Source organism: Singulisphaera sp. GP187, from assembly GCF_900129635.1.
Classification (GTDB): domain Bacteria; phylum Planctomycetota; class Planctomycetia; order Isosphaerales; family Isosphaeraceae; genus Singulisphaera.
In genome coordinates this window covers 5,859,433-5,878,950 of sequence record NZ_FSRB01000001.1, presented here as the reverse complement: position 1 = coordinate 5,878,950, position 19,518 = coordinate 5,859,433, and the positions used below count along the sequence as shown (strand labels likewise).

Genomic DNA, 19,518 nt, shown 5'->3' with positions numbered 1-19,518 from the left:
GCCAACGGGCCTCCAGGATCTCAAGTGACCGCCATTCAAGGATGAAATGCCCATGGATTGGATCATTGAGCACTCCCTCCCCACTTGAAGCGATTGACGCAGTTCGCTCATAAGAGACCACGACTGGTCCCTCCCCTCTCCGTCGGCCGCGCATTGAATCGAGCCGTGAAGCCCCACACCAGGGTCTTAACCTCTTTTGAGCAGCGACGTCACTCCTTAAATAACCGGCCGGCTCCCGCCGGCAAGGGCGTCTTCGATCCACCCTCAGGCACGCGGTCCACATAAACAACAGTGAAGGTTAAATATAAAATGCTATCTGAAAATCAAGGTATCGGGGAGCCGATCGTCGCCAGCAAGCCGGTGGGGACATGGGTCGAGCGTTATCAAATCGCGATCGTCTTTGCGATTGCCCTGACATTCGTCCTGCTGACACGGATACCCGTGGCGCGCCGCATACCAATCGATCCGGATGAAATCGGCTATCTCGAAACCATTCAGACCACGTGGCTGCCGATCCAGCATTCGCTGTTCATGGCCTCGGGGCGTCTGATCAGCAGCATCGTCGCCAACCCCTATCACAGTTTCTTAATCTTAGACATGTTTGTAAGCAGCCTTGCATTAACGAGTGTCTGGTGGTGGCTGCGAACTCTGGTGCGGCCATCGACGGCCACCGCAATGACCCTGGTGCTGGCGGTCGCTCCGACCTTCTGGACCTACGGCGCCTTGGCGGGGAACTACACCGCGATCCCTCTGGTCGGCTCGTTCCTGCTCGGAGTGACCGTCCGGACCTGGCGAGAACCGAAACTCTGGCACCCGTACGCGGCGTCCGTGGTCCTGGCCCTCGGGACGGGCTACCGCCAGGACATCGGGCTCTTCTGGCTCCCCGTCTACTTTATCATCCTCTGGCGCCACCGCTGGGGGACCGCGCTCCGGGCGAGCGCGGTTTTCACCGTGCTCAACCTGGCCTGGATCCTGCCGATGCTCGTCGACGCCGGGGGTTGGCACCGGTATCGCGCGGCCAACGGCGAGTTCAGCTATGAGATGATCTACCTCAACTCGATCTGGAACCTCGGGTTCCGGGATGCGACGCTGCGTTACGTCGTGAAACTCGGCATGGCCTTGCTCTGGACGTTCGGGCCCGCCTTGATCTTTATTCCCGCGGGTCTGATCCGCCTGGTCCGGAGCGAACCGGGACGCCCGCTGGCGGCGCTGCTCGGCATCAGCGTACTTCCGGCGTTGGCCTACCACCTGCTGCTGGCCTTCGGTGTGCCCGGCTACGCGTTCCATTACGTCCCCGCGGCGGTCGCGCTCATGGCGATCGGAGCCGGCCGTGCCTTCGCGGCGGTGGCGACTCCCCCGGCCCAGGATCGGGCTCCAGCCCGGCTCACGGCCATGGCGACCCTGCTGGCGGCCTTGTTCCTGTTCTACCCGACCAACTATGACCGGCCGGGTGCCTGGGGCGAACTCGAGGTCCGCTTCTGTCGCTGCACCCGGATCGGACTCCAAGCCCAGATGCCGTTTCGCCCGTTGTCGGTCTGGAGGACGTCCAACACGCGCGCCCCCCATCCCATCCGTTGGTCCGAGTCGGGGCTTGCGGCCCCATCCGTCAAGGATCCTTCGCGGGGCGACGCCTCGGCCCCATCTCCACCGGGCTCCTCCGCCCCTCGCACCCAGGGGGTTGGGCAGTAGACCGGTCGCGGAACCGAGCGTCACCAAGCATCACGCTCGACACCGATTGCCAAGGCACGGTATCGGGCCTTGGGGCCACGGATTGTTGCTTCGACCAGGTCCCGTTCTCGAGTAGAATGGTCCTCCTCCCGTGAAAGGGAGGAGGACTCTACCATTCGAATTGGGGCTTACTTTCATGCGTCGTCGCCAGTTTCTCGAAGGCTGTCAAGCAGGATTCGCCGGGTTGCTGGCGGCCAAGGCCGGAGTTCCGATCGCCCACGCGGCGGGGGCGCGGGAGATTGCCGCCGACGTCGCGATTGTGGGCGGGGGGCTCGGCGGTTGCGCCGCCGCTCTGGCCGCCCTGCGGAATGGCCGGACGGTCGTGATGACCGAGCCAACCGACTGGATCGGCGGCCAGCTCACCCAGCAGGCGGTTCCCCCTGACGAGCACCCTTGGATCGAGCAGTTCGGCGGCAACGCCTCGTACTTCGCGCTGCGTCGAGGGATCCGCGACTACTATCGGCGCCACTATCCCCTCACCGCCGAAGCCCGGGCCGTTCGCTACCTGAACCCGGGCAATGGCAGCGTCTCCCGGATCTGTCACGAGCCGAGAGCCGCGCTCGCGGTCTTGACCGACCTCTTGGCCCCTTACGCGTCCGGGGGCCGGCTTTCCTTGCTTTTGGAACACGAGCCGGTCCGGGCCGAAACCGAGGGGGACCACGTCCGCGCCGTGACGGTGCGCCACCTCAGGACCGGAGACGAGCGGGTGCTGATCGCCCCTTACGTGCTCGACGCGACCGAACTGGGAGACCTCCTCCCGCTGGCGGGGGTCGAGTTCGTGACCGGGATCGAGGCCAAGAGCGAAACCGGGGACGAACGGGGCCCGGAGCAGGCTCAACCCGACAATCAGCAGTCATTCACCTGCTGCTTCGCGATGGAGTACCTCGAAGGGGAGGATCACACCATCGACCGGCCGGCCGAGTACGCCTTCTGGCGCGACTATGTGCCCAACCTGACCCCGGCTTGGTCGGGCAAGCTACTCGCGATCGAGATGAGCGACCCGAAGACCCTGAAGCCAAAAACGCTCGGGTTCAACCCCAGCGGCGCAGGCCAAGGGTTCTGGCTCTACCGGCGGATCGCCGACCCGGGTAACTTCGTGCCCGGCACGTATCGTGGTGGAATCACGTTAGTGAATTGGCCTCAGAACGACTATCTGCTCGGCAACCTGGTGGGCGTCACGCCCGAGGAGGCCGCGAAACACGTCGCCAGGGGCAAACAACTGAGCCTCTCACTGCTCTATTGGCTTCAGACCGAGGCCCCCCGCCCCGACGGCGGCACCGGCTGGAAGGGTCTCCGGCTCCGCCCCGACATCGTCGGCACGACCGACGGCCTGGCCAAATACCCGTACATCCGGGAATCGCGACGGATCCGGGCGGAGTTCACCGTCCTGGAGAAACATGTGGGGCTCGAGGCGCGGCGGAAGGCGCTCGGGCGTGAGGAGGTCACGGCCGAACTGTTTCCCGACTCGGTCGGAGTGGGCAGCTACCGGATCGACCTGCACCCCAGTAGCGGTGGCGACAACTATATCGACGTGAGCTCGCTCCCGTTCCAGATCCCCCTCGGGGCGCTCATCCCCCGCCGGGTCGAAAACCTGCTCGCCGCCTGCAAGAACCTGGGGGTCACCCACGTCACCAACGGCTGCTATCGGCTTCACCCGGTCGAGTGGGGCATCGGCGAGGCCGCCGGCCTGCTCGCCGCGTTCTGCACCGAGCACAAGCTCAAACCGCGCGCCGTCCGCAACCAACCGGCCCAGTTCAAGGCGTTCCAGGCCAAGCTCGCCCAGCAGGGCGTGGAGACCCATTGGCCTCGGGTCACCGCACGTTGACAACCGTCGTCGCCCGCCATCAACCCGTGCGAAGGGGCGTCGCCCTTCGCACTAACTCCATAAAGACATTTAGATTCACTAGACGCCCGCGACCCGCTTGACACCCAAGCTCCGAAAAAATTCGTCGCCCACACTTGCATGTTAGCAGTCTTGCGCCTATTATTCCGACATGCCCCCTCTCAGAATGTGAGGAGGGAGGACGACGAGGGAGTTGAGCGAAGATCGATCGCCGACGCAATCTGGGTTGACTGACCCGGGTCGTGGAGGTGAGGTTGAGTTGTTCGGCTCCTGACGATCGAGAGGTGGCCTCTCGACGTTGAAGTACCCGCACGGTGACCGGAGTCTTACCGGCCCATCGGCCCGGAAGCGGCCAGACTCTTCTCCCCTGTGTCGCCACCGCAAGCCTCTGATTTCCTCTCCCCCCGAACATTCTATTTTACGTTGGGATTGGGCACGACTCAGCGTCGTTGCCAGAAAGGGTTTTCTATGCGCGCGCCGGCGACTCGTCGTGGATTCACGCTGATCGAATTGTTGGTGGTGATCGCCATCATCGCCGTTTTGATCGCCCTGCTCTTGCCCGCGGTGCAAGCGGCCCGTGAGGCAGCCCGACGCTCGAATTGCGTCAACAACCTCAAGCAACTGGCCTTGGCGTCGATGAACTACCATGACGTCAACAACGTTTTCCCCACCCAGATCGGTTTCCCCGTCGCCCCCGGTCTGGGCACGTCGATGGATACTCGCGTGAGCTGGCTCACGCAGATCCTGCCCCAAATGGAGCAGACTCCCCTCTACAACGCCTACAATTTCTCGTGGTTTTCAGCGACCGACAGCGTCTGGAACTCGTTGCGAAACACCACGGTGATCTACTCCAAGGTCGCCACCTTCATCTGCCCGAGCTACGCCGGTGACTCGACTCAGATCCAGAAGGGGGACTACTCCACCACCTTGGGGTTGGCACCGAACATCACCGGCGCAGTCGCGATCACCACCTACAAGGGCAACCTCGGCGATAACACGCTGAATCTCTACTCCACCCTGATTCCGGGATACACCGTCGGAATTCTAAACGCCTTCGGCGACCCGGCCGTTGGAACCACCGGCCAGCCGACGGCGCGCGGTATGTTCTGGCGGGGAACGATGGCGGTGGGCATGAATTCCGTCGTCGACGGCACGAGCAACACGATTCTGGCCGGCGACGCCATGCCCCTCGACAAGTCGAACCTGATTGCTCCGTTCACGAGCTGGGCCGACAGCAACCAGGCCGTCGCGGTCACCAGCATCGCGCTGAACTGGAAGTATCCGGTGACCGTGGCGTCCAGCACGATCATCCCCACCACAGCGGACAGCAGCTTCTCGTTCCGGAGCAACCACTCCGGCGGCGCCAACTTCGCCTACGCCGACGGCTCGGTCCACTTCCTCAAGGACTCAATCAGCGCGATCACCTTCCGGGCCCTGAGCTCCCGCGCCGGTGGCGAAGTCGTCAGCAGCGACTCGTACTGATAACGTGAAGATTTCGAGTGGACGACAAGACCTGTCGCCCACTTTCTTCACCGAAACGAAACGAGCCGCCGGGGCCATCCCCCGGCGGCTCGCGTCATTTCATGGGTCGCTGAGAATCGAATCAGGCCGCCCGCTCATGGGTTATGCTTCGCCGAACCCATTCCCTCCTGCTTCGGCACGATCGGCCGTGGCATTATCGTGGGTCCAACGATTCTCGTAGGGTGGGCACGGCCCACCTCTTATCTCCATTCTCGGCAAGGAGATAGGGAGGTGGGCCGTGCCCACCCTACGGGAAGAATCCCATCCTGACTGCTGTCAGATTGCAAATCAATGATGAGTTGACGACGGGTTCGGCGAAGCTTGACGTGGCCTCGCGCAACCGGGACAGGGTACTCGCGTTCCCGCTCGCCAGGAATGAAGCGAGCCGCCGGGGGATGGCCCCGGCGGTTCGTCTGGTTGTTGCTTGATCGAGAGAGAGAGCCGATGCGGCGCCGTTGGCGGTTAGCGGCGATCCTGGAGCTTCCTCAGCAGGCGGAGGAATTCCAGGTAGAGCCAAACCAGGGTCAGGATGAGGCCAAACGCGGCGTACCACTCCATGTACTTGGGAGCTTCCATTCGCGCCCCGTACTCGATGGTGTCGAAGTCGAGCAGGAGGTTGAACGCGGCGACACCGACCACCACGAGGCTAATTCCGATCCCGGCCGCCGACGCATCGTTGAGGAACGGCACGCGGGCTCCGAACAGGCTCGCGATGATCGCCACGCCGTAGACCAAGGCGATCGCCCCGGTGGCCGCGACCACCCCGGCCCGGAGGCGCTGGGTGACCTGGATCAGGCCCGTCGCGTAGGCGAAGAGCATGACGAAGAGGGTGCCGCAGGTCAGCGAGACCGCCTGGAGCGCGATGCCCGGATACTGCTGGCCAAACTTTTGCTGAACGCCGGATTCGATGAGGCAGGACAATGCGCCCAGGAAAACCCCCTCGAATGCCGCGTAGACCGGGGCGGTCCATGGCGAGACGGTCGGCTTCATGATCGTAATCAGAGCCAGAATCATTCCGCCGATTCCCGCGGCGGGCAAGACAGCCATGCTGAGCTGCTGGCTTTGCGTGGCATTCCAGGCCCAGAGCGCGGTCGCGGACAGGATCCCGAGCAGGGCGAAGGTCTTACCAATCGTACCCTGGACGGTCATCGCCGCCGCGCGAGTGGTTCCGTAGACTTGCTCGAAACCAGCGAACGTTTCTTTTGAGAAAGCGGGATTACTCGTAGACAAGGTCGATTCTCCAACCACGGATTCAAGGCGCCATTGACGATGTCCACCCGCCGCGCCGTTGCGACGAGAACCGGGTCGGCGCACCCTTACTCCGTCTTTATACGTCCTATCTTGGTCCAGTGGTCCATTTTTGACAAGAAGATAAGGTTCAGGATGGCTTCGACCCCCGGGTCCAACCCGCGTCCGATCGCCAATCAGCGGGTCGGTCGCGCCTCCGTGGTGGTGATCGCCGGGCGACGGTGGGACGTGGTCGAGGTGGGCGACGACGCCCGGGCCGGGACGAGCCGGGCATCGAGGTCATGGGCGCGGAGCAGGTGGCGAATGCTCGAGCTCGACGCGAAAATGCCCGAATTTCGCCCCTTCATAAAGTTGCCGCGGCCCACGCAGACGCCGACCAGGTCGCCGTTGGCCAGGAACAGGCCTCCCCCCGAGCGACCGTGCTCCGGAGACCGGGTGGTGATCAAGAAAAATCGCTCAGCGCCGGTCCCTTCGATCTCGAACCGATCGATCTGGGCGATCCGCGTCGGCCAGCTACTGAGGTGAGCCCCCTTGTCGATCCCGAGCGACGTGACCACGGTCCCTCGCGGCGGCTCGGCCCCCTGGACCGACAGGCGGGCCACGTACGGGAGCGGCCGCAGACCTTTGATTCGAAGGACGGCCACGTCGGCCGATTCGTCGGCGGCGACCACCTCGGCCGGCACCGATCGAGGCCAGTTCGCCCCGGCCTGATCGTGTTCCAGGCCCAGGTTATAGCGGTGCAGCTCGACCTTGAGCGGCCCTTGATCTTCCACGACGTGAGCGGCCGTCAGGATGAGCGTTTCCCCTTCGACCGAGGCAATCACCGACCCGCTGCCCTGCGCGTTTCCGTTGCGGATGATGACGGTCGGTCGAAACGTCCAATCGTCTTCGGGGCGGGGACGATCCGCCGCCGGGCTTGCCGCGACCGCCATGGCGACCGCGACCGCGATCCAACCGCACCCGACCAGCCCGATCCCCAATCGCCTCGCCTGCTGTTTGATCCGCATGGCCCGGCTTGCTCCCGTCCCGCGAAAAGCCCGGCCTCCATGGTGACGGAGGGAGCGGATCGACGCAAGGCGCCTGCCGGTGGGGACCGTTCCCACTCGCCTCGGAATCGACAACGAAGCAGTCGATTCTCAAGCTTATCGGTGCCGAAGCACGCGGACGTTTCCGTTCTCGTAGACCGGCTTGAACCAACGGTCGCTGATTTGGTCGAGCTCCGGGTTCTTGCCCCAGGTCAAGAGCGCGTCGATCGACCGATGATGGGCCTCGAGCTCGTGACGCCAGAGGAAGGCGCGATAGCCCCCCTCATCAGGATCGTCATGAAGCGCAAGCAGTTCGAGCATCTCGGAATCGGGCCGGTCGAGCTCCGGGTGGAACTGGACGGGGAAGTAATAGTGTCTGGTCTCGTAGTTGTTCCAAATAATATTGCCGGTATCCACGCCGAGCAGGTTGTCGGCGTGGAGAATCGAATTCGAACGGAAGCGGCTGGGGATCCCCATGAGGAGGGTGGCAACCCTCTGGTTCGAGCCGATTGCGGTACGGGCCTTCAACAAGGCGACCACGTTTCGGTTCGAGGTCGCCGCGTATTCCCAGAGGAAGGCCGACTGAATCGCAACGGCCCAGACCAAGACCAGGGCGGCAGCCCGGCCGGTCCATGTCTTGGCCTCGAGATCCAGGAGCGGCACCAACGCCACCAACCCAAAGAGCAGGACCCGCTGCGGGAGGTAGTTGCCGTGACTCTCGCCGAGGGTGTCGGGGCCGGCGACCCCGCCGAGAATGAGAACCGCGGCCAAGACTCCCCAGCCATGCCGATCAGGCCAGGTCGATGGGGAGCGCGGGCGCGACGACCAACGGACCCGGGCCATCGTGATCCCCTCCAGGATCAGGGCCATCGCGAAGGCGATGAGTGGCGTGAGGATGGCGAACCCCGGGGAGGATCCGTTATGGAACGGCAGAATGAACTTACTGGCCAAGGAGATGGGATCGGCCCAACTTAACTGAGCATGCCAGGAGTGCAGCGAAAGCGGATCGGTCAGATGTTTCCAGACCGGCTGCATCGCTCCCCCCTTCCGGGTCAGACCGAGATAGATCGATCCCAGGGGAACGAGCGGAACCAGGCCGAGCGCCGTCCAACCCGCGCGAGCGAACCGCCGTTCCCCCGGCGCGAACAGTGCGAGCACGGCGAGTCCAACGACGGTCAGGCCCAGGCTGACCAGGTGACTGAAGTAGCCGAGAACCACCAACGCCCAGAGCACCGCGACCCGCCTCGGCCAAAGCCGCTCGCGACCGTGCCACCAGATCCCGAGCGTGATCGGAAACAGGCAGGCGCCCAGCATGAAGCTCGTGAAACCGAGGAGCCAGGGCAAGTTGAGCGCCAGGAGGACCGCCAGAAGTGCCGCCAAGGGCATCCCCCGCCAGCCCACGACGCGCCAGCGCAGCCAGACGATCGAGGCGGCAAAACCGACCAAGGTCAACGTCGTCATGATTCGATCGGCGACGCGGGCCGAAATGATTTGCAGCAATCCGGCCAGGGTGAGATGTCCCACCCAGTTGGGCAGCGGCACCCAGCTCACCTGATAAATCGCGTTGAATTGCGATTGAGAATCAAACGAGCGTGCAATGATCTGCGCATTATAGAGATGCGCCGGGCCGTCCTGGGTGACGAACCAGGGGGTCGCCCAGATTGCGGTCAGAGCAGGCATGAGGGCGACGAAGAAGAGCCACAGGCCCCATCGTCGAGACCGCGCCGACTCCGTTTCGGACGCGAGAACAGTCGTAGATAACAAGGGGGAACGCGTCCCAACGTAAGCCAGCCCGGTCTTCTCTGCCCCAAGAAGAGTGGAGAAGACCGGGCTCGGGGTGCGTAACAACCGGACTGACGACCGTCAATCGTCCTCCGGATTGCATCTCTCAGAGAAGCAGGGAGGTCGGGTCGCAGCCGCTGTTGTGCGGCAAGGTCCTAAATCACGCGGCGCTCACCGACGTCGGGCAACACAGGCTCGACCTGGCGATAAACAGACTATAACGCATCTTTAACCCGACCGCCAATAAAAAGGACCGAGGTTCAAGCCCCCAAGTCTCAGGAAACGGCTAATCCGGGCCAGCCGGATTGCAACCGTTTTTTCGAGCGAGAGGCGTGAATGGGTTTGGGCTCGCGGCTGGACTTGCCCCCTTGTTAGACTTTTCCTTGGTTGAACCACCCGAATGGAGCCACCTCACTGATGTCACGGAATGACGTCCCTCTCGCCTGGACGCAGCAGGTCGTCCCCGCGACGTCCCAAGTTCCTGAACCCGAATCTCCCTCCGCCGGCTCGAGTCCTCCCCCCCGGTAGGAGATCGGGTCGCGGCCTGGGTGATGCGCGGCCCCTTGATCGTAGCGCTCTGCGGCCTGGTGCTGGTCCAGCTCGCGACCTGGATTCCCCACTACCTGACCTGGCCTTACTGGGCCGATCATGATGTCTTTGCCACGATTGCGCAAGGGTGGGACGATGGGCTCTTGCCCTACCGCGACCTCCTCTGCAACAACTTCCCCGGCACGATCTATCTGTTCTGGATCCTCGGCAAGGGGTTCGGATGGGGCAAGACTCTGCCCTTCTACGCGGTCGACGCGGCCATGCTGGTGGCGCTCGGAGGGATCCTGCTCGCCTGGAGCCGGCGCCGGCTCGGCGGGATTTTACCGGGCCTGGTCGGCTATCTCACCTTCCTGAGTTACTACCTGGGCTTGGATTACGCCCACGCCGGCCAGCGCGACTGGCATGGCCCTTTCTTCGCCGTCGTCGCCCTGCTGACCGTGCAATCCTGGCCCGGCCGCATCGGCCGCCTCGTCTCTGCCTTGGCGATGGCGCTGGCGATCTGCTTCCGGCCCCAGACGATTCTCTTCGTGCCGGCGATGGCGCTGGCGATCGACGAAGCGACCCGCCGGCCGGGCGAATCGGCGGGCAAGACGGTCAAGGCACTCCTGGTCTGGGGCAGCGCGTTCACCCTCTTCCTCGCCGCCTCGTTTCTGCCCCTGGTGCTGGCCGGGGTCATGAGCGACTTCATCCAGGGGGTACGTCTGACCGCATACGGGGGGTCGTATAACCGGGTCACCCCCGCCTCGATCCTGATGGGCTGGATCTCCCTGATCGCGCCGTTGCGGATGGCACTCATCCCGGTGGCGATCGCCTTGCTCGCCCTCGGAACCGATCGGACGAACCGAAGGTTGGCGTTGGTCTGGCTCGCGGCCATCGGGTTCGGCTCGCTTTACAAACCACTCAGTCCGGTCGCACACACTTACTTAAACATCCCCTTGATGCTCATCTGGGCCGTCTGCCTGGCGGTCCTGGCTCACCTCGTGCTCGCGCTGGCCCGGCAGTCGCCTTTGCTCCAGCTCACGGCGACCCTGCTGATCCTCGGGCTCGGGGGCACGGCCCGGCCGGAATTCTGCGTCACGGGGCCAACCCAACGCGCCCTGGCGGCATTCCGACAGGGGAGATGGCCCGACGAAAAACCGCCCGGATATCGCGCGGGCACAGTCTCCACCTCGGGCTTTTATCCCTGGCAAGATTATCGAGCGCTGATCGATCACCTCAAGCACCGGACCACGCCCGCGACCAAGGTGGCCAACGTCCTGAAGGGGGACCCGGCCGTCACCTCGCCGGCGACGCGGCACTCGGTCTTCCCCGTCGAGTCGATGGCCTGGCTGCGGATGCTTTCCCCCGAGAAGCAAGCGGATTTTGCCCAGATTCTCGCGCAGACCCCGAACGCGGTCGTCGTCTGGATTCCGAGCGAAGTCGGTCCCGATCCCAAGTTCAAGGTTGACCAGCTCGTGGCGGTGATCCGCACGCACTTTGAACCCGACGTCCAGTTCGGCGAGATCGAGGTCTGGAAGCGGAAAGCCGAACCCGAACCCAAGGCCGAAGCCAAGCCCCAGATCAAGACCGAGGCAAACCGGGCGGATGAGGCTTCGTCTTCCTTCCCGTAGCACGGGCCGCTCGCCGAGAAATCGCAAATCGCAATGAAGCAAACGGCACTTCCCGCCTGCTGGGAGGCGCGCAAAGAAACGCCGCATCGCTCCGGGTCCCCCGGAGCGATGCGGCGTCTTCGTTGTCAGAGCGGCCGGAGCAAGGGTCAAGTCAGACGATTGCCGACACCGCCGCGGAGCTCGTTCCGATCACATTACCGCTTCGGCATGATGGGGCGTTCCGCGCTGACCGGATCCTTCGAGGCGGGCGCGCTCGTCGGCGCGGGGGCGGCCTCAGCCGGTGCGGCGGGGGGGGTGGCAGACTCTCCACCGCAACCCGCCAGGGAGGTCAGAAGCAGGAAACCGAAGAAGCGACGCTGTCCAAGAGAGATCATCGGTCGTAGTTCCTCGAAGGGTATCTAACGAGCAGGTCTCACCCGACCGGTAATCGTTCCGATCGGGCATGGAAAACCTCAAAAGCAACAACGGGCCGTTCGATCGTCAACCGATCGATCAATCAATAGGAGTCGGCACTGACGACTTCGCCGCCGTACTTGGTTCCCAAAGCCCACCAGGTCGGCAGGTTGATCGTATCCTTGATGAACTTGACCGATCCGTCGGAGAAGCAGACGTTGACGCCACCGGAGTGGTTGCTCGTGGGGGGCAGAGACGCCGAGGGGCCGCCCCAGCTCGCGTTGTCATTGGCACACGCCAAGCTGTTCGGGGCGCCGAAGTGGGTGTACGCGTTCATTACCGTGTACGGGGGATAGGCCGAAGTCCAGCTCAATCCTGAAGAGCTCGAAGACCGGGTCGTCCCCCCCGGGGTGCTCTTGCACTGGTTGGCAAACGTCAGCGCGATCGACGGATCGCCGGAGTCGTGCGCGGCGGCGGTGCCGGGCGCCGGGAAGAGGCCGCGCTTGGCGTTCACCGAGCTGGCCGTGAACGAAGGACCGGACGGGCCCACCCCGTACAACTTCTCGCTGAAAAGCGCCGTGTTCGACGTGCCGTCAACGATCGAAGCAAAGGTAATCGGCCCCCCGGGTGCGTAGGATCCGCCGATGGCGGCCGCAACCCCCGCGTGGTTGGGCACGATCGTTCCGGAATGCGTCGTGATGACCCCGGGGCCACCGACGTTCCCGTAATAGTTCATGGTTCCCATCCCACCGTTGGTCATGTCCGGGTGAACGGCCAGGTTCTCGGAGGGGCAAAGCAGAGTGGCGATCTGGGCGCGGCCCACCGTGCTATTCTTATAGCCGTTGCCGTTGGTGCAACCGGTATCCCAATTGGCCCCTTGGACCGTGAAGTTGAAGTTGAAGGCGTCAAACATCGCCTGCTGCTCGAGACCGGGGAGAATGGCCAGCGGCCAGGACGAACTCCACCCGCAACTCTCGCCCGAGGCGTTGGGATACATATCTTTCAAAGGGAAACAGCTGTTCTTGTCAGCATAATTATGTACTGCCAAGCCAAGCTGCTTGAGGTTATTGACGCACTGTGACCGCCGAGCGGCCTCGCGGGCGGCCTGCACCGCCGGCAAGAGCAAGGCAATCAGCACGGCAATGATTGCGATCACCACCAGCAGCTCGATCAGCGTGAATCCACGCCCTTGTCGACTGACTTTCGGCATCACTTTTGAGGCTCCCGGAAAAGGTGCGACGAATGGATGACGCAACGGACATCCGAAGGATAGAAGGTAGGCTACGGGCAAGATCGGGGCGTGACGGCCAACTCCGTAGGGAGCCGCTCCGCTGGCAAGCGCTAACGAAAGATAAAGTCACGAGGAAAAACGAGAACGAGCGGAGAGAGCCCGGTCACCGTCCGCGTTGAGACGAACGGAGGATTGCATTGAGAGATCGCGGCCTACAAATCAACCCAGACAGGGGGGAGGGGGAGGTCGCCGCGGCCTCGAAGCAACAATCCTAGAGCATATCGGCGTGAATCTCCAGAATTCCTCACATCGGGAGACGTGAGGACAAGGCACAGGAAACGAATAACGCGAATTCCCTAAAAAACCCTTCGGAACGCAACTCGCGGGCATCAATCGAACCAAGAAAACTTGACGGTGACGTGCGAGCCATCTCCCCTACATCCATCTCCGCCCGTCACATCCCGATGATATCGAGGAATCGAGAAGAAGTCAACGCAGAGCGTGAAGAAATGACAATTGTAGAGCCTCTCCAGATCTCGCTATAAATTACTAACTGCTTGAATCACAAACTCCTCAACACCGCTTTTTTTCGCTCGTCTTGGCCCTGGTCATCGAACGCAGCCCAATGAATCATTGAATTCATGGAGTGAATGTCGGGCGAAGCCAAGGCCAGCACCGATCCGACCGCAGAGGCGGGCCGAGCGGACCGACTCGTGGCGGTGATCCGGGCGCACAACCGACCCGCCGGCCACTTCGGAGCGATCGAGGTCGGAAAGCGAAACGTCAAGTCTTCCCGCGGTTTACCGTTGGGTGGGCTTGGCTTGGGGTCCGTCGACCCCGGCCCGGTTTTGCCCCCTTGAGCATCCACTCAAGTTGGCGTATGAGGCCGTTCCGATGGGTGGGTGCCTTGTGGCCCCAGCGGGGCGAACCAAGGAGGAATGGCCTCCTTGGCGCGCGTTCCCGACAGGCGGGGGGCCATGCCACAATCATGCCGCAATGGGCAACAGGTGGGGGGACCGCTGAAGTCCGAAACCGCGACAACGCTCGGTGCACGATTAGCGGGCGTCGTCCTGGCGGGTCGCGCCGCGGGCACCGGCGTAAAAGCCGAATCGGTCCTTGATCGCTTCGTGTCCTGACTTGGGGTCAGCGTAGACCCAGGCCACGTCCTGCACAAGTTGTCCCTGGGGATCAACGAAATCGACCCAATGGCACGTCCCCTTCACGGGGCAAGTGTAGGTCCGATCGCTCACCCGAAGCACCTGGTGATTGACCAGGCGGGAATCGTAGTAAAGATTCCCCTCATATGTGAGGAGCCCACGGCCGGCGACCGCCTCGGCCAAGGGAGTGCCCGAGTTCTTCTCGCGAATGATGACGCCCACCGGTCAACGTTCCTTCCTGATCTCGTGTCACTTGAGGAGAACGCCGCCGCGCGCACTCAACCTGTCAGGCGAACTATACCCGATTCGGCCCCCCTGGTCGACGACAGCTCAGACAACGGTCGCCACGAGCTCGCGAGCGCGAATCAGCCGACTACGGCCGAGATCTCGCGGCTTTCTAATTTGCGGCTGAACGCAATGCACTCGGGAGGACTCCCCGATCTGGATGACCGGATTGGGCGATCCGTGGGGGTGAATCCCGGCGGACAGGTGCGCGACACGTCAGGTGGGCGCGGCCCACCATGGAATCCAAATGGAGTAAAAAAAGCGACGGGGAGCGGCGGCGAGCGGACTGCCACGTCACTCCAACCCGAGGCAACAACGACGGGGAGCGATCAGCTCACCGCTCGCCTTGGGGGCGAGCGAAGCTGAGGTGGTGAGCGCAATGGATGACGTGGAGTCGGTCCCACTGGTCACGTGTCAACCAGCCGAAGAGCGGGTGCATGGCCAGCGGCTCTTGGAAGCCGGCATAGTACCGCAAGGTCGCGCGAAGCGCCTCGGCCTCGGCACGCGCATCGAGGCCGGGCTTGGGGCAGTATTGAGCGGGGAGTTGGAATCCGGTGGCCATCCGGCCGCTCTGGAAGAGCCGACGACGAGCCATCACCCCGATCGTCTTCCGATAAATCCAGGGGGCGCGGATCGGGATGCCGTCGACCGAGGCGGTGATCGCCGTGGCGAGGTGATTGCAGATCTGTCCCAGGGACCAATTCCCCACCGTCTCGTGCCCCTCGAGAAGCTGATCCACATCGGGCATGACACGATCGAGTGTGGCGAAGCTCAAAGTCCGGCGCTCGGCCATAACAGGCGATTCTCCGTCGTCGACACCGCGAAATCCCATCCCTCTCCCCCCCATAATCATGAGGAGCTCAAGCCACCGGCGGCTTGATTTTCCGCAGCAGGGCGACCTCTTTCTCCCGGCGCAACCGCCGCGCAGTCGTCTCGTCCCATTCGATCTCCTCGTACTCGAGCCAGTCGAGCGCCCGAGTCCGAGCCTCGTCGGGGATCGGCACGTCAAGCTCGGCGTGACGGACGACGACTCCGGCGAACGCAAGCCGCTCGACCTCGTCCCACTCCTCGAACGGCGCTCCCACTGTTGCGCTCAGGGCGGCCAGTGCGGCGGCGAGGGTCCGGGCATCGGCGAGCTTCGCTTGAACCTGCTCAAATGTTAATGGGCTGCGGTCGTCCATCAGGTCGTCGTAGACTGCGCCATGGACCTCGTCGAACCCCGCCTCAAGAGCGTCGGACGCGTCGTCGTTCTCGTAGCTTTTCACGCCCCAGTGACCCATTGCGTTTTACCCTCGCCCCAGGCGACCCCGGCTGGTCGTCATCGACCCGACGGGCTCACCGGTGGTTCCGAACACGGCCAGCCCCGCGGGCGCACAATCGAGATAGATCGACTCGATACGGTCGCGAGGCACAAGAAACGTCTCGTGGTAGATCCCTAGGTCGCCCTTGGTTCGCATCCGCTCCACGGCGTGACGCCACCACTCCGAGTGGGGCGGCCGGTGCGACCATGCCTCCAGATCCTCGAAGCTTCGCCAATACTGCAACACGCCGAAATGGTTGCGGTTGATCGAGAACCGCTCGGAATGCAAGAGTCCCGCCCCCGCGGCAATCGCGTCGGCCGCCGAACGATCGATCGCCCGAGCCAGGCGAATGGCGGAAAAAACGGCCCGAACGCTCCGAACCTGGATCCCCAGCCGGATCAGACAGAGCTCGGCCATCGACTCGGGCAAACTGGCGATAACGCGTTGCACAGAGCACTCCGCGAGACATGCAAACCCGAGAAAGTTCAGCCACGAAAGAGCACGGCGGAGAGATGATTCAATTTGTTAATTTTGCTGAATTTCCCATGTTTTCAATTCCCGAGTTTTCCGCGTTCCGGATTTCTTGATCACGAAGGCTCGGGCTTGAAGAGCCGCGCGCCGGCCATGAGCGCCGCAAGGCGACGGGGAGGCGCGACGAAAGTCGGGCGGGCGACGGGGGTATTCGCGACCAGCTCGGTGGGGGAGAGGACCTGGCCGTCGATCGTGCCGAAGTGACAGCCCGCCTCGGCCGCGATCACCGCCCCGGCGGCCACGTCGTGCGCGGCTTCGCCGAGGAAGGTGCAAGCCTGGAGCCGGCCGGCGGCGACGAAGGTCATCTCGCAGCAGGCGCTACCGAGGTCGCGAAGCCGACCCGGCAAGGACCTGGGGTCGACCGCCCGCAAGGCGTTGGTCCCGACGCAGACGTTGTCCTGGACGTGAAAGGACTCGGCGTCGCGCACCGTGAGTCGCTCGCCGTCGCGCCAGGCTCCGCCCCCTTTGACGGCCCAGAACAGCTCGCCCAAGGGAGGGATCGCGATCACGCCGAGCACCGGCTCTCCCTGGTCGAGCAGGCCGATGCTGATCGCCCAGAGCGGCAGCCCGTGGACCATGTTGCCGGTCCCGTCGATCGGGTCGATCGACCACCGTCTCGGGCCGCCCCCTCCCGTCTCGGCGTATTCCTCACCGGTGAGCCGGTCGTTCGGAAACCGCTGGCCGAGCCGCTGGCGGATCAACTGTTCGAGGTCATGGTCGAGGTCGGTGACAAAGCTCTGGTTTTCCTTCTCTTGGGGGGTCACCCCGCGGAATCGCCCCAGGGCCACGATCGCGACCTCGGCGGCCAGGGCCTTCACGAAATCCAGGTCGGCGGCAAGCGGCGCGGGGTCATGCATTCGGGTCGTTCCGGCGGGGTCGAACTCAAAGCGGTGAGACTCCCCAAAGGTATGCCATCGCCGGTGCCGACGGCAAGGTGGATTCGCGCCGCGCGCCGCCTGCCGCGGAGTCTCGATCGGCGAAGGGGTGGAATCATCCTGATTCGACGGTACAATAGGCCGATACGGGCACGGACGTCCTCGACAGTCGAGAATCGTTGACGGCACGACCGTGTCCCCATTGAGACTGCCCGCGCTCCTCGCCTGGCTTCGGGCCGGCGGGGTCGCGGGAAACGGGCGGTCGTCAGGGACGGAGGGCCGCCCCTCCCCATGACGTTTTTCTCACGAAACGTGCGGATCCAATCCCTCAAAAAAAAGACTTGTCCCCTTGGGCAGGCATCAGCCAAATCGCGCTGGGTTAGGGTGACTGTCACGTATGCCGATCCGCCTCGATAAACTCGTCTCCGAGAAATTCGGCCTCTCACGAAGGGCCGCGCAGGATGCCGTGCGCAATGGTCGGATTGACCTCGAAGGGGAGCGCTGCGACGAACCCGGGCGGGAGGTCGAGACCGACACCCCGATCGAGTTCTTCCCCAATCGTCCCAAGGCACGAATCGTCGCCGGACGGCTCCGGATCCTCCATGAGGACCCACACGTCCTGATCGTGGACAAGCCGGCCGGCGTCCTGACCCTGCCCACCCCCGACCGCGAGCGCGACACCTTGATCGAGCGCGCCGGCCGCTATCTCACGCTTCGCCACGGCAACCCCAGGCCGTTCGTGGGGGTTGTCCACCGGCTCGACAAGGACACCTCCGGTGCGCTCGCCCTGGCCCGGACCCACGAAGCCGTCCGCGCCTTCCAGGCCCTGTTCAAAGCGCACGACATCGAGCGGCAGTATCTCGCCGTGGTCGAAGGCCTGCCCACCCGCGCCAGCGGCACGATCGACCTCCCCTTGATCACCGACCGCGGCGACCTGAGACGCGGCGTTGGGCGACGGCCCGGAGAGGGACGGGCGGCGATCACCCACTACCGGGTCATCGAGCAGTTCGGACCGGTCGCCAGCCTCGTGGCCTGCTGGCTCGAGACCGGTCGAACCCACCAGATCCGGATCCATATGGCCGAGATCGGCCATCCGGTCGTCGGCGACGCCGTTTACCGCCCCCGCAATCGTCCACGCTGCAAGGCCCAGTTCCAACGCCAGGCGCTGCACGCCCAGACGCTCGGGTTTCGGCACCCGCTCACCGGCCAGGACATCATGGTCGAGGCCACCGTCCCTCACGACATGGACGCTTTGATCGTCGACCTCCGCAACCGGTACGGAATCCGCGGGGCAGGGGGATGAGCCAGGGCTGAGGCCGCGGGCGACAGGCCCGATCTTGGGCTTGGATGGAATGAAAAATTGAATTGCTAGGGGGGAGGGGCGTCACCCCGTACTGCGTCCTCACCTCAGGAAGACAGGGAGCTCACGCTCCCCGCTCGCCTTTGGGGCGAGCGAGCGCTGACCTTTTGGTGGATTTCGCTCGCCTGAAAGGCGAGCGGGGAGCGTGAGCTCCCTGTCCCTCCTCATCAATGCCAATCCCAGGTGGGGAAAGGAATTCTCAAGGATTGTCGGTCTTGGAACGTACCGACGGGTCCTCAAGTTTGTCCTGATCCTTCTCCTTCGCAGCCGGCTTCTCGAAGACGATGATGTGTTGCCAGGGGAGGAAGTCGAACTTCTCCTTGAACTTGAACCCTTGCGGTTCGAGTTCGCGGCGGACCTGGGCGAAGGTCATCTTGTGCTCGGGCTTGATCGGCACCTCAGGATCTTCGCCGCGGAATTCGACCAGGACGAGTCGGCCCCCCGGCTTCAAGGCTTTGAGTACCCCTTGAAGCGTGGTCTCGGGGTCGACGCACTCGTGGTAGACGTCGACCATCAGCACCAGATCCACCTTGCCTTCGGGTAGCTTGGTGTCGGTCGACGTGCAACGGATCGGCCGGACGTTCTTCAGGCCGGCCGCGCGAGCGTTGGCCGCAAGCATCTGGAGCATCTCGGGCTGGACGTCGGTCGCCAGCACGATTCCGTCGGATCCGACCCGGCGAGCGAGCTTGAGGCTCGTGTAGCCGACTCCGGCGCCGACGTCGGCCACGGTCGACCCCGGCTTGATCTTCAGGGCGTCGAGCATTGCCTCGGGCTGCTCTTCTTGCTCCCGCGTGTCGCGCACGAGCCAGTCGGCGCCGTGGAACGACATCACGTCGGCGATTGGCCGGCCCATGTACATCCGAGGGCCGGACGAGCGGCGAGGCCGTCGTGCCGGCTTCGCCTTCGCCTTCTCGTTCGTCGACTCCTGGTCCTTCGCCTTCTCGATCGCACTCGGCTGAGGGGGCGTCTCCGTCACCTGCGCGGCCAGCGGAGCCTGGAGCATGAGGTGAACCGCGGCCAGCGCGGTTCCCAGAAGCCGAAACCGCGTCATGGCGAGCGCTCCCCGTCCGACCGACCGA

Annotated in this window: 16 protein-coding genes; 5 read left to right on the top strand and 11 right to left on the bottom strand. The window is 63.9% G+C overall.

Going from position 1 to position 19,518, the window contains the following annotated elements; genetic code table 11:
* Nucleotides 1-309: 309 nt before the first annotated feature.
* From BUS42_RS23040 to BUS42_RS23030, 3 genes are all read left to right on the top strand, one after another.
* Complete coding sequence (locus tag BUS42_RS23040) at nucleotides 310-1,689, top strand: hypothetical protein (RefSeq protein WP_254053677.1); 1,380 nt, start codon at nucleotides 310-312, stop codon at nucleotides 1,687-1,689.
* 175 nt (nucleotides 1,690-1,864) lie between these two features.
* Nucleotides 1,865-3,553 carry an FAD-dependent oxidoreductase gene (locus BUS42_RS23035; RefSeq protein ID WP_074310039.1) on the top strand — a complete coding sequence of 563 codons (1,689 nt, stop codon included), beginning with the start codon at nucleotides 1,865-1,867 and terminating at the stop codon, nucleotides 3,551-3,553.
* Between the two features lie 486 nt (nucleotides 3,554-4,039).
* Nucleotides 4,040-5,053 (top strand): DUF1559 domain-containing protein, encoded by a 1,014-nt coding sequence (locus BUS42_RS23030; RefSeq protein ID WP_074310037.1) that lies wholly within the window; start codon nucleotides 4,040-4,042, stop codon nucleotides 5,051-5,053.
* A 501-nt stretch (nucleotides 5,054-5,554) separates the two neighbouring features.
* Here BUS42_RS23030 and BUS42_RS23025 read toward each other — a convergent pair.
* From BUS42_RS23025 to BUS42_RS23015, 3 genes are all read right to left on the bottom strand, one after another.
* On the bottom strand, nucleotides 5,555-6,322 hold the full coding sequence (locus BUS42_RS23025) for a Bax inhibitor-1/YccA family protein (protein WP_074310036.1): 768 nt from the start codon (nucleotides 6,320-6,322) through the stop codon (nucleotides 5,555-5,557).
* Between the two features lie 194 nt (nucleotides 6,323-6,516).
* A complete protein-coding gene (locus BUS42_RS23020; protein WP_074310034.1) occupies nucleotides 6,517-7,347 on the bottom strand; it encodes a S1 family peptidase in 831 nt (276 codons plus the stop codon).
* Nucleotides 7,348-7,482: 135 nt separating this feature from the next.
* Nucleotides 7,483-9,129: a hypothetical protein gene (locus tag BUS42_RS23015; RefSeq protein WP_074310033.1), complete on the bottom strand. Its 1,647-nt coding sequence runs from the start codon at nucleotides 9,127-9,129 to the stop codon at nucleotides 7,483-7,485.
* Nucleotides 9,130-9,698: 569 nt separating this feature from the next.
* Between BUS42_RS23015 and BUS42_RS23010 the strand changes: the two genes are divergently transcribed.
* Complete coding sequence (locus BUS42_RS23010) at nucleotides 9,699-11,306, top strand: hypothetical protein (protein ID WP_254053676.1); 1,608 nt, start codon at nucleotides 9,699-9,701, stop codon at nucleotides 11,304-11,306.
* 194 nt (nucleotides 11,307-11,500) lie between these two features.
* On the opposite strand, the gene BUS42_RS23005 is transcribed toward BUS42_RS23010, so the two are convergent.
* The 7 genes from BUS42_RS23005 to BUS42_RS22970 form a co-directional block, all read right to left on the bottom strand.
* On the bottom strand, nucleotides 11,501-11,680 hold the full coding sequence (locus BUS42_RS23005; RefSeq protein WP_074310031.1) for a hypothetical protein: 180 nt from the start codon (nucleotides 11,678-11,680) through the stop codon (nucleotides 11,501-11,503).
* 122 nt (nucleotides 11,681-11,802) lie between these two features.
* Nucleotides 11,803-12,909, bottom strand: coding sequence for a DUF1559 domain-containing protein (locus tag BUS42_RS23000; protein WP_074310029.1), 1,107 nt, complete (start codon nucleotides 12,907-12,909; stop codon nucleotides 11,803-11,805).
* Nucleotides 12,910-13,985: 1,076 nt separating this feature from the next.
* Nucleotides 13,986-14,309, bottom strand: a complete 324-nt coding sequence (locus BUS42_RS22990; RefSeq protein ID WP_074310025.1) for a DUF427 domain-containing protein — start codon at nucleotides 14,307-14,309, stop codon at nucleotides 13,986-13,988.
* Nucleotides 14,310-14,706: 397 nt separating this feature from the next.
* Nucleotides 14,707-15,165: a DUF1569 domain-containing protein gene (locus BUS42_RS22985; protein ID WP_074310023.1), complete on the bottom strand. Its 459-nt coding sequence runs from the start codon at nucleotides 15,163-15,165 to the stop codon at nucleotides 14,707-14,709.
* Nucleotides 15,166-15,232: 67 nt separating this feature from the next.
* Nucleotides 15,233-15,652 (bottom strand): hypothetical protein, encoded by a 420-nt coding sequence (locus BUS42_RS22980; protein WP_074310022.1) that lies wholly within the window; start codon nucleotides 15,650-15,652, stop codon nucleotides 15,233-15,235.
* Nucleotides 15,653-15,658: 6 nt separating this feature from the next.
* On the bottom strand, nucleotides 15,659-16,123 hold the full coding sequence (locus tag BUS42_RS22975) for a phenylacetaldoxime dehydratase family protein (protein ID WP_254053675.1): 465 nt from the start codon (nucleotides 16,121-16,123) through the stop codon (nucleotides 15,659-15,661).
* 137 nt (nucleotides 16,124-16,260) lie between these two features.
* Nucleotides 16,261-17,061 (bottom strand): inositol monophosphatase family protein, encoded by an 801-nt coding sequence (locus tag BUS42_RS22970; RefSeq protein ID WP_074310020.1) that lies wholly within the window; start codon nucleotides 17,059-17,061, stop codon nucleotides 16,261-16,263.
* 415 nt (nucleotides 17,062-17,476) lie between these two features.
* Between BUS42_RS22970 and BUS42_RS22965 the strand changes: the two genes are divergently transcribed.
* Nucleotides 17,477-18,382: an RluA family pseudouridine synthase gene (locus BUS42_RS22965; RefSeq protein WP_074310018.1), complete on the top strand. Its 906-nt coding sequence runs from the start codon at nucleotides 17,477-17,479 to the stop codon at nucleotides 18,380-18,382.
* 256 nt (nucleotides 18,383-18,638) lie between these two features.
* Here BUS42_RS22965 and BUS42_RS22960 read toward each other — a convergent pair whose 3' ends face one another.
* Nucleotides 18,639-19,490 (bottom strand): class I SAM-dependent methyltransferase, encoded by an 852-nt coding sequence (locus tag BUS42_RS22960; RefSeq protein WP_074310016.1) that lies wholly within the window; start codon nucleotides 19,488-19,490, stop codon nucleotides 18,639-18,641.
* Nucleotides 19,491-19,518 lie beyond the last annotated feature (28 nt).

Bases quoted from the DNA above. Each gene is read 5' to 3' on its own strand.
- BUS42_RS22980 (WP_074310022.1), bottom strand. From the start codon at position 15,652: ATGGGTCACTGGGGCGTGAAAAGCTACGAGAACGACGACGCGTCCGAC.
- BUS42_RS22960 (WP_074310016.1), bottom strand. From the start codon at position 19,490: ATGACGCGGTTTCGGCTTCTGGGAACCGCGCTGGCCGCGGTTCACCTC.
- BUS42_RS23020 (WP_074310034.1), bottom strand. From the start codon at position 7,347: ATGCGGATCAAACAGCAGGCGAGGCGATTGGGGATCGGGCTGGTCGGG.
- BUS42_RS23005 (WP_074310031.1), bottom strand. From the start codon at position 11,680: ATGATCTCTCTTGGACAGCGTCGCTTCTTCGGTTTCCTGCTTCTGACC.
- BUS42_RS22985 (WP_074310023.1), bottom strand. From the start codon at position 15,165: ATGGCCGAGCGCCGGACTTTGAGCTTCGCCACACTCGATCGTGTCATG.
- BUS42_RS23035 (WP_074310039.1), top strand. From the start codon at position 1,865: ATGCGTCGTCGCCAGTTTCTCGAAGGCTGTCAAGCAGGATTCGCCGGG.
- BUS42_RS22965 (WP_074310018.1), top strand. From the start codon at position 17,477: ATGCCGATCCGCCTCGATAAACTCGTCTCCGAGAAATTCGGCCTCTCA.
- BUS42_RS23040 (WP_254053677.1), top strand. From the start codon at position 310: ATGCTATCTGAAAATCAAGGTATCGGGGAGCCGATCGTCGCCAGCAAG.
- BUS42_RS23000 (WP_074310029.1), bottom strand. From the start codon at position 12,909: ATGCCGAAAGTCAGTCGACAAGGGCGTGGATTCACGCTGATCGAGCTG.
- BUS42_RS23030 (WP_074310037.1), top strand. From the start codon at position 4,040: ATGCGCGCGCCGGCGACTCGTCGTGGATTCACGCTGATCGAATTGTTG.
- BUS42_RS23010 (WP_254053676.1), top strand. From the start codon at position 9,699: ATGCGCGGCCCCTTGATCGTAGCGCTCTGCGGCCTGGTGCTGGTCCAG.
- BUS42_RS22970 (WP_074310020.1), bottom strand. From the start codon at position 17,061: ATGCATGACCCCGCGCCGCTTGCCGCCGACCTGGATTTCGTGAAGGCC.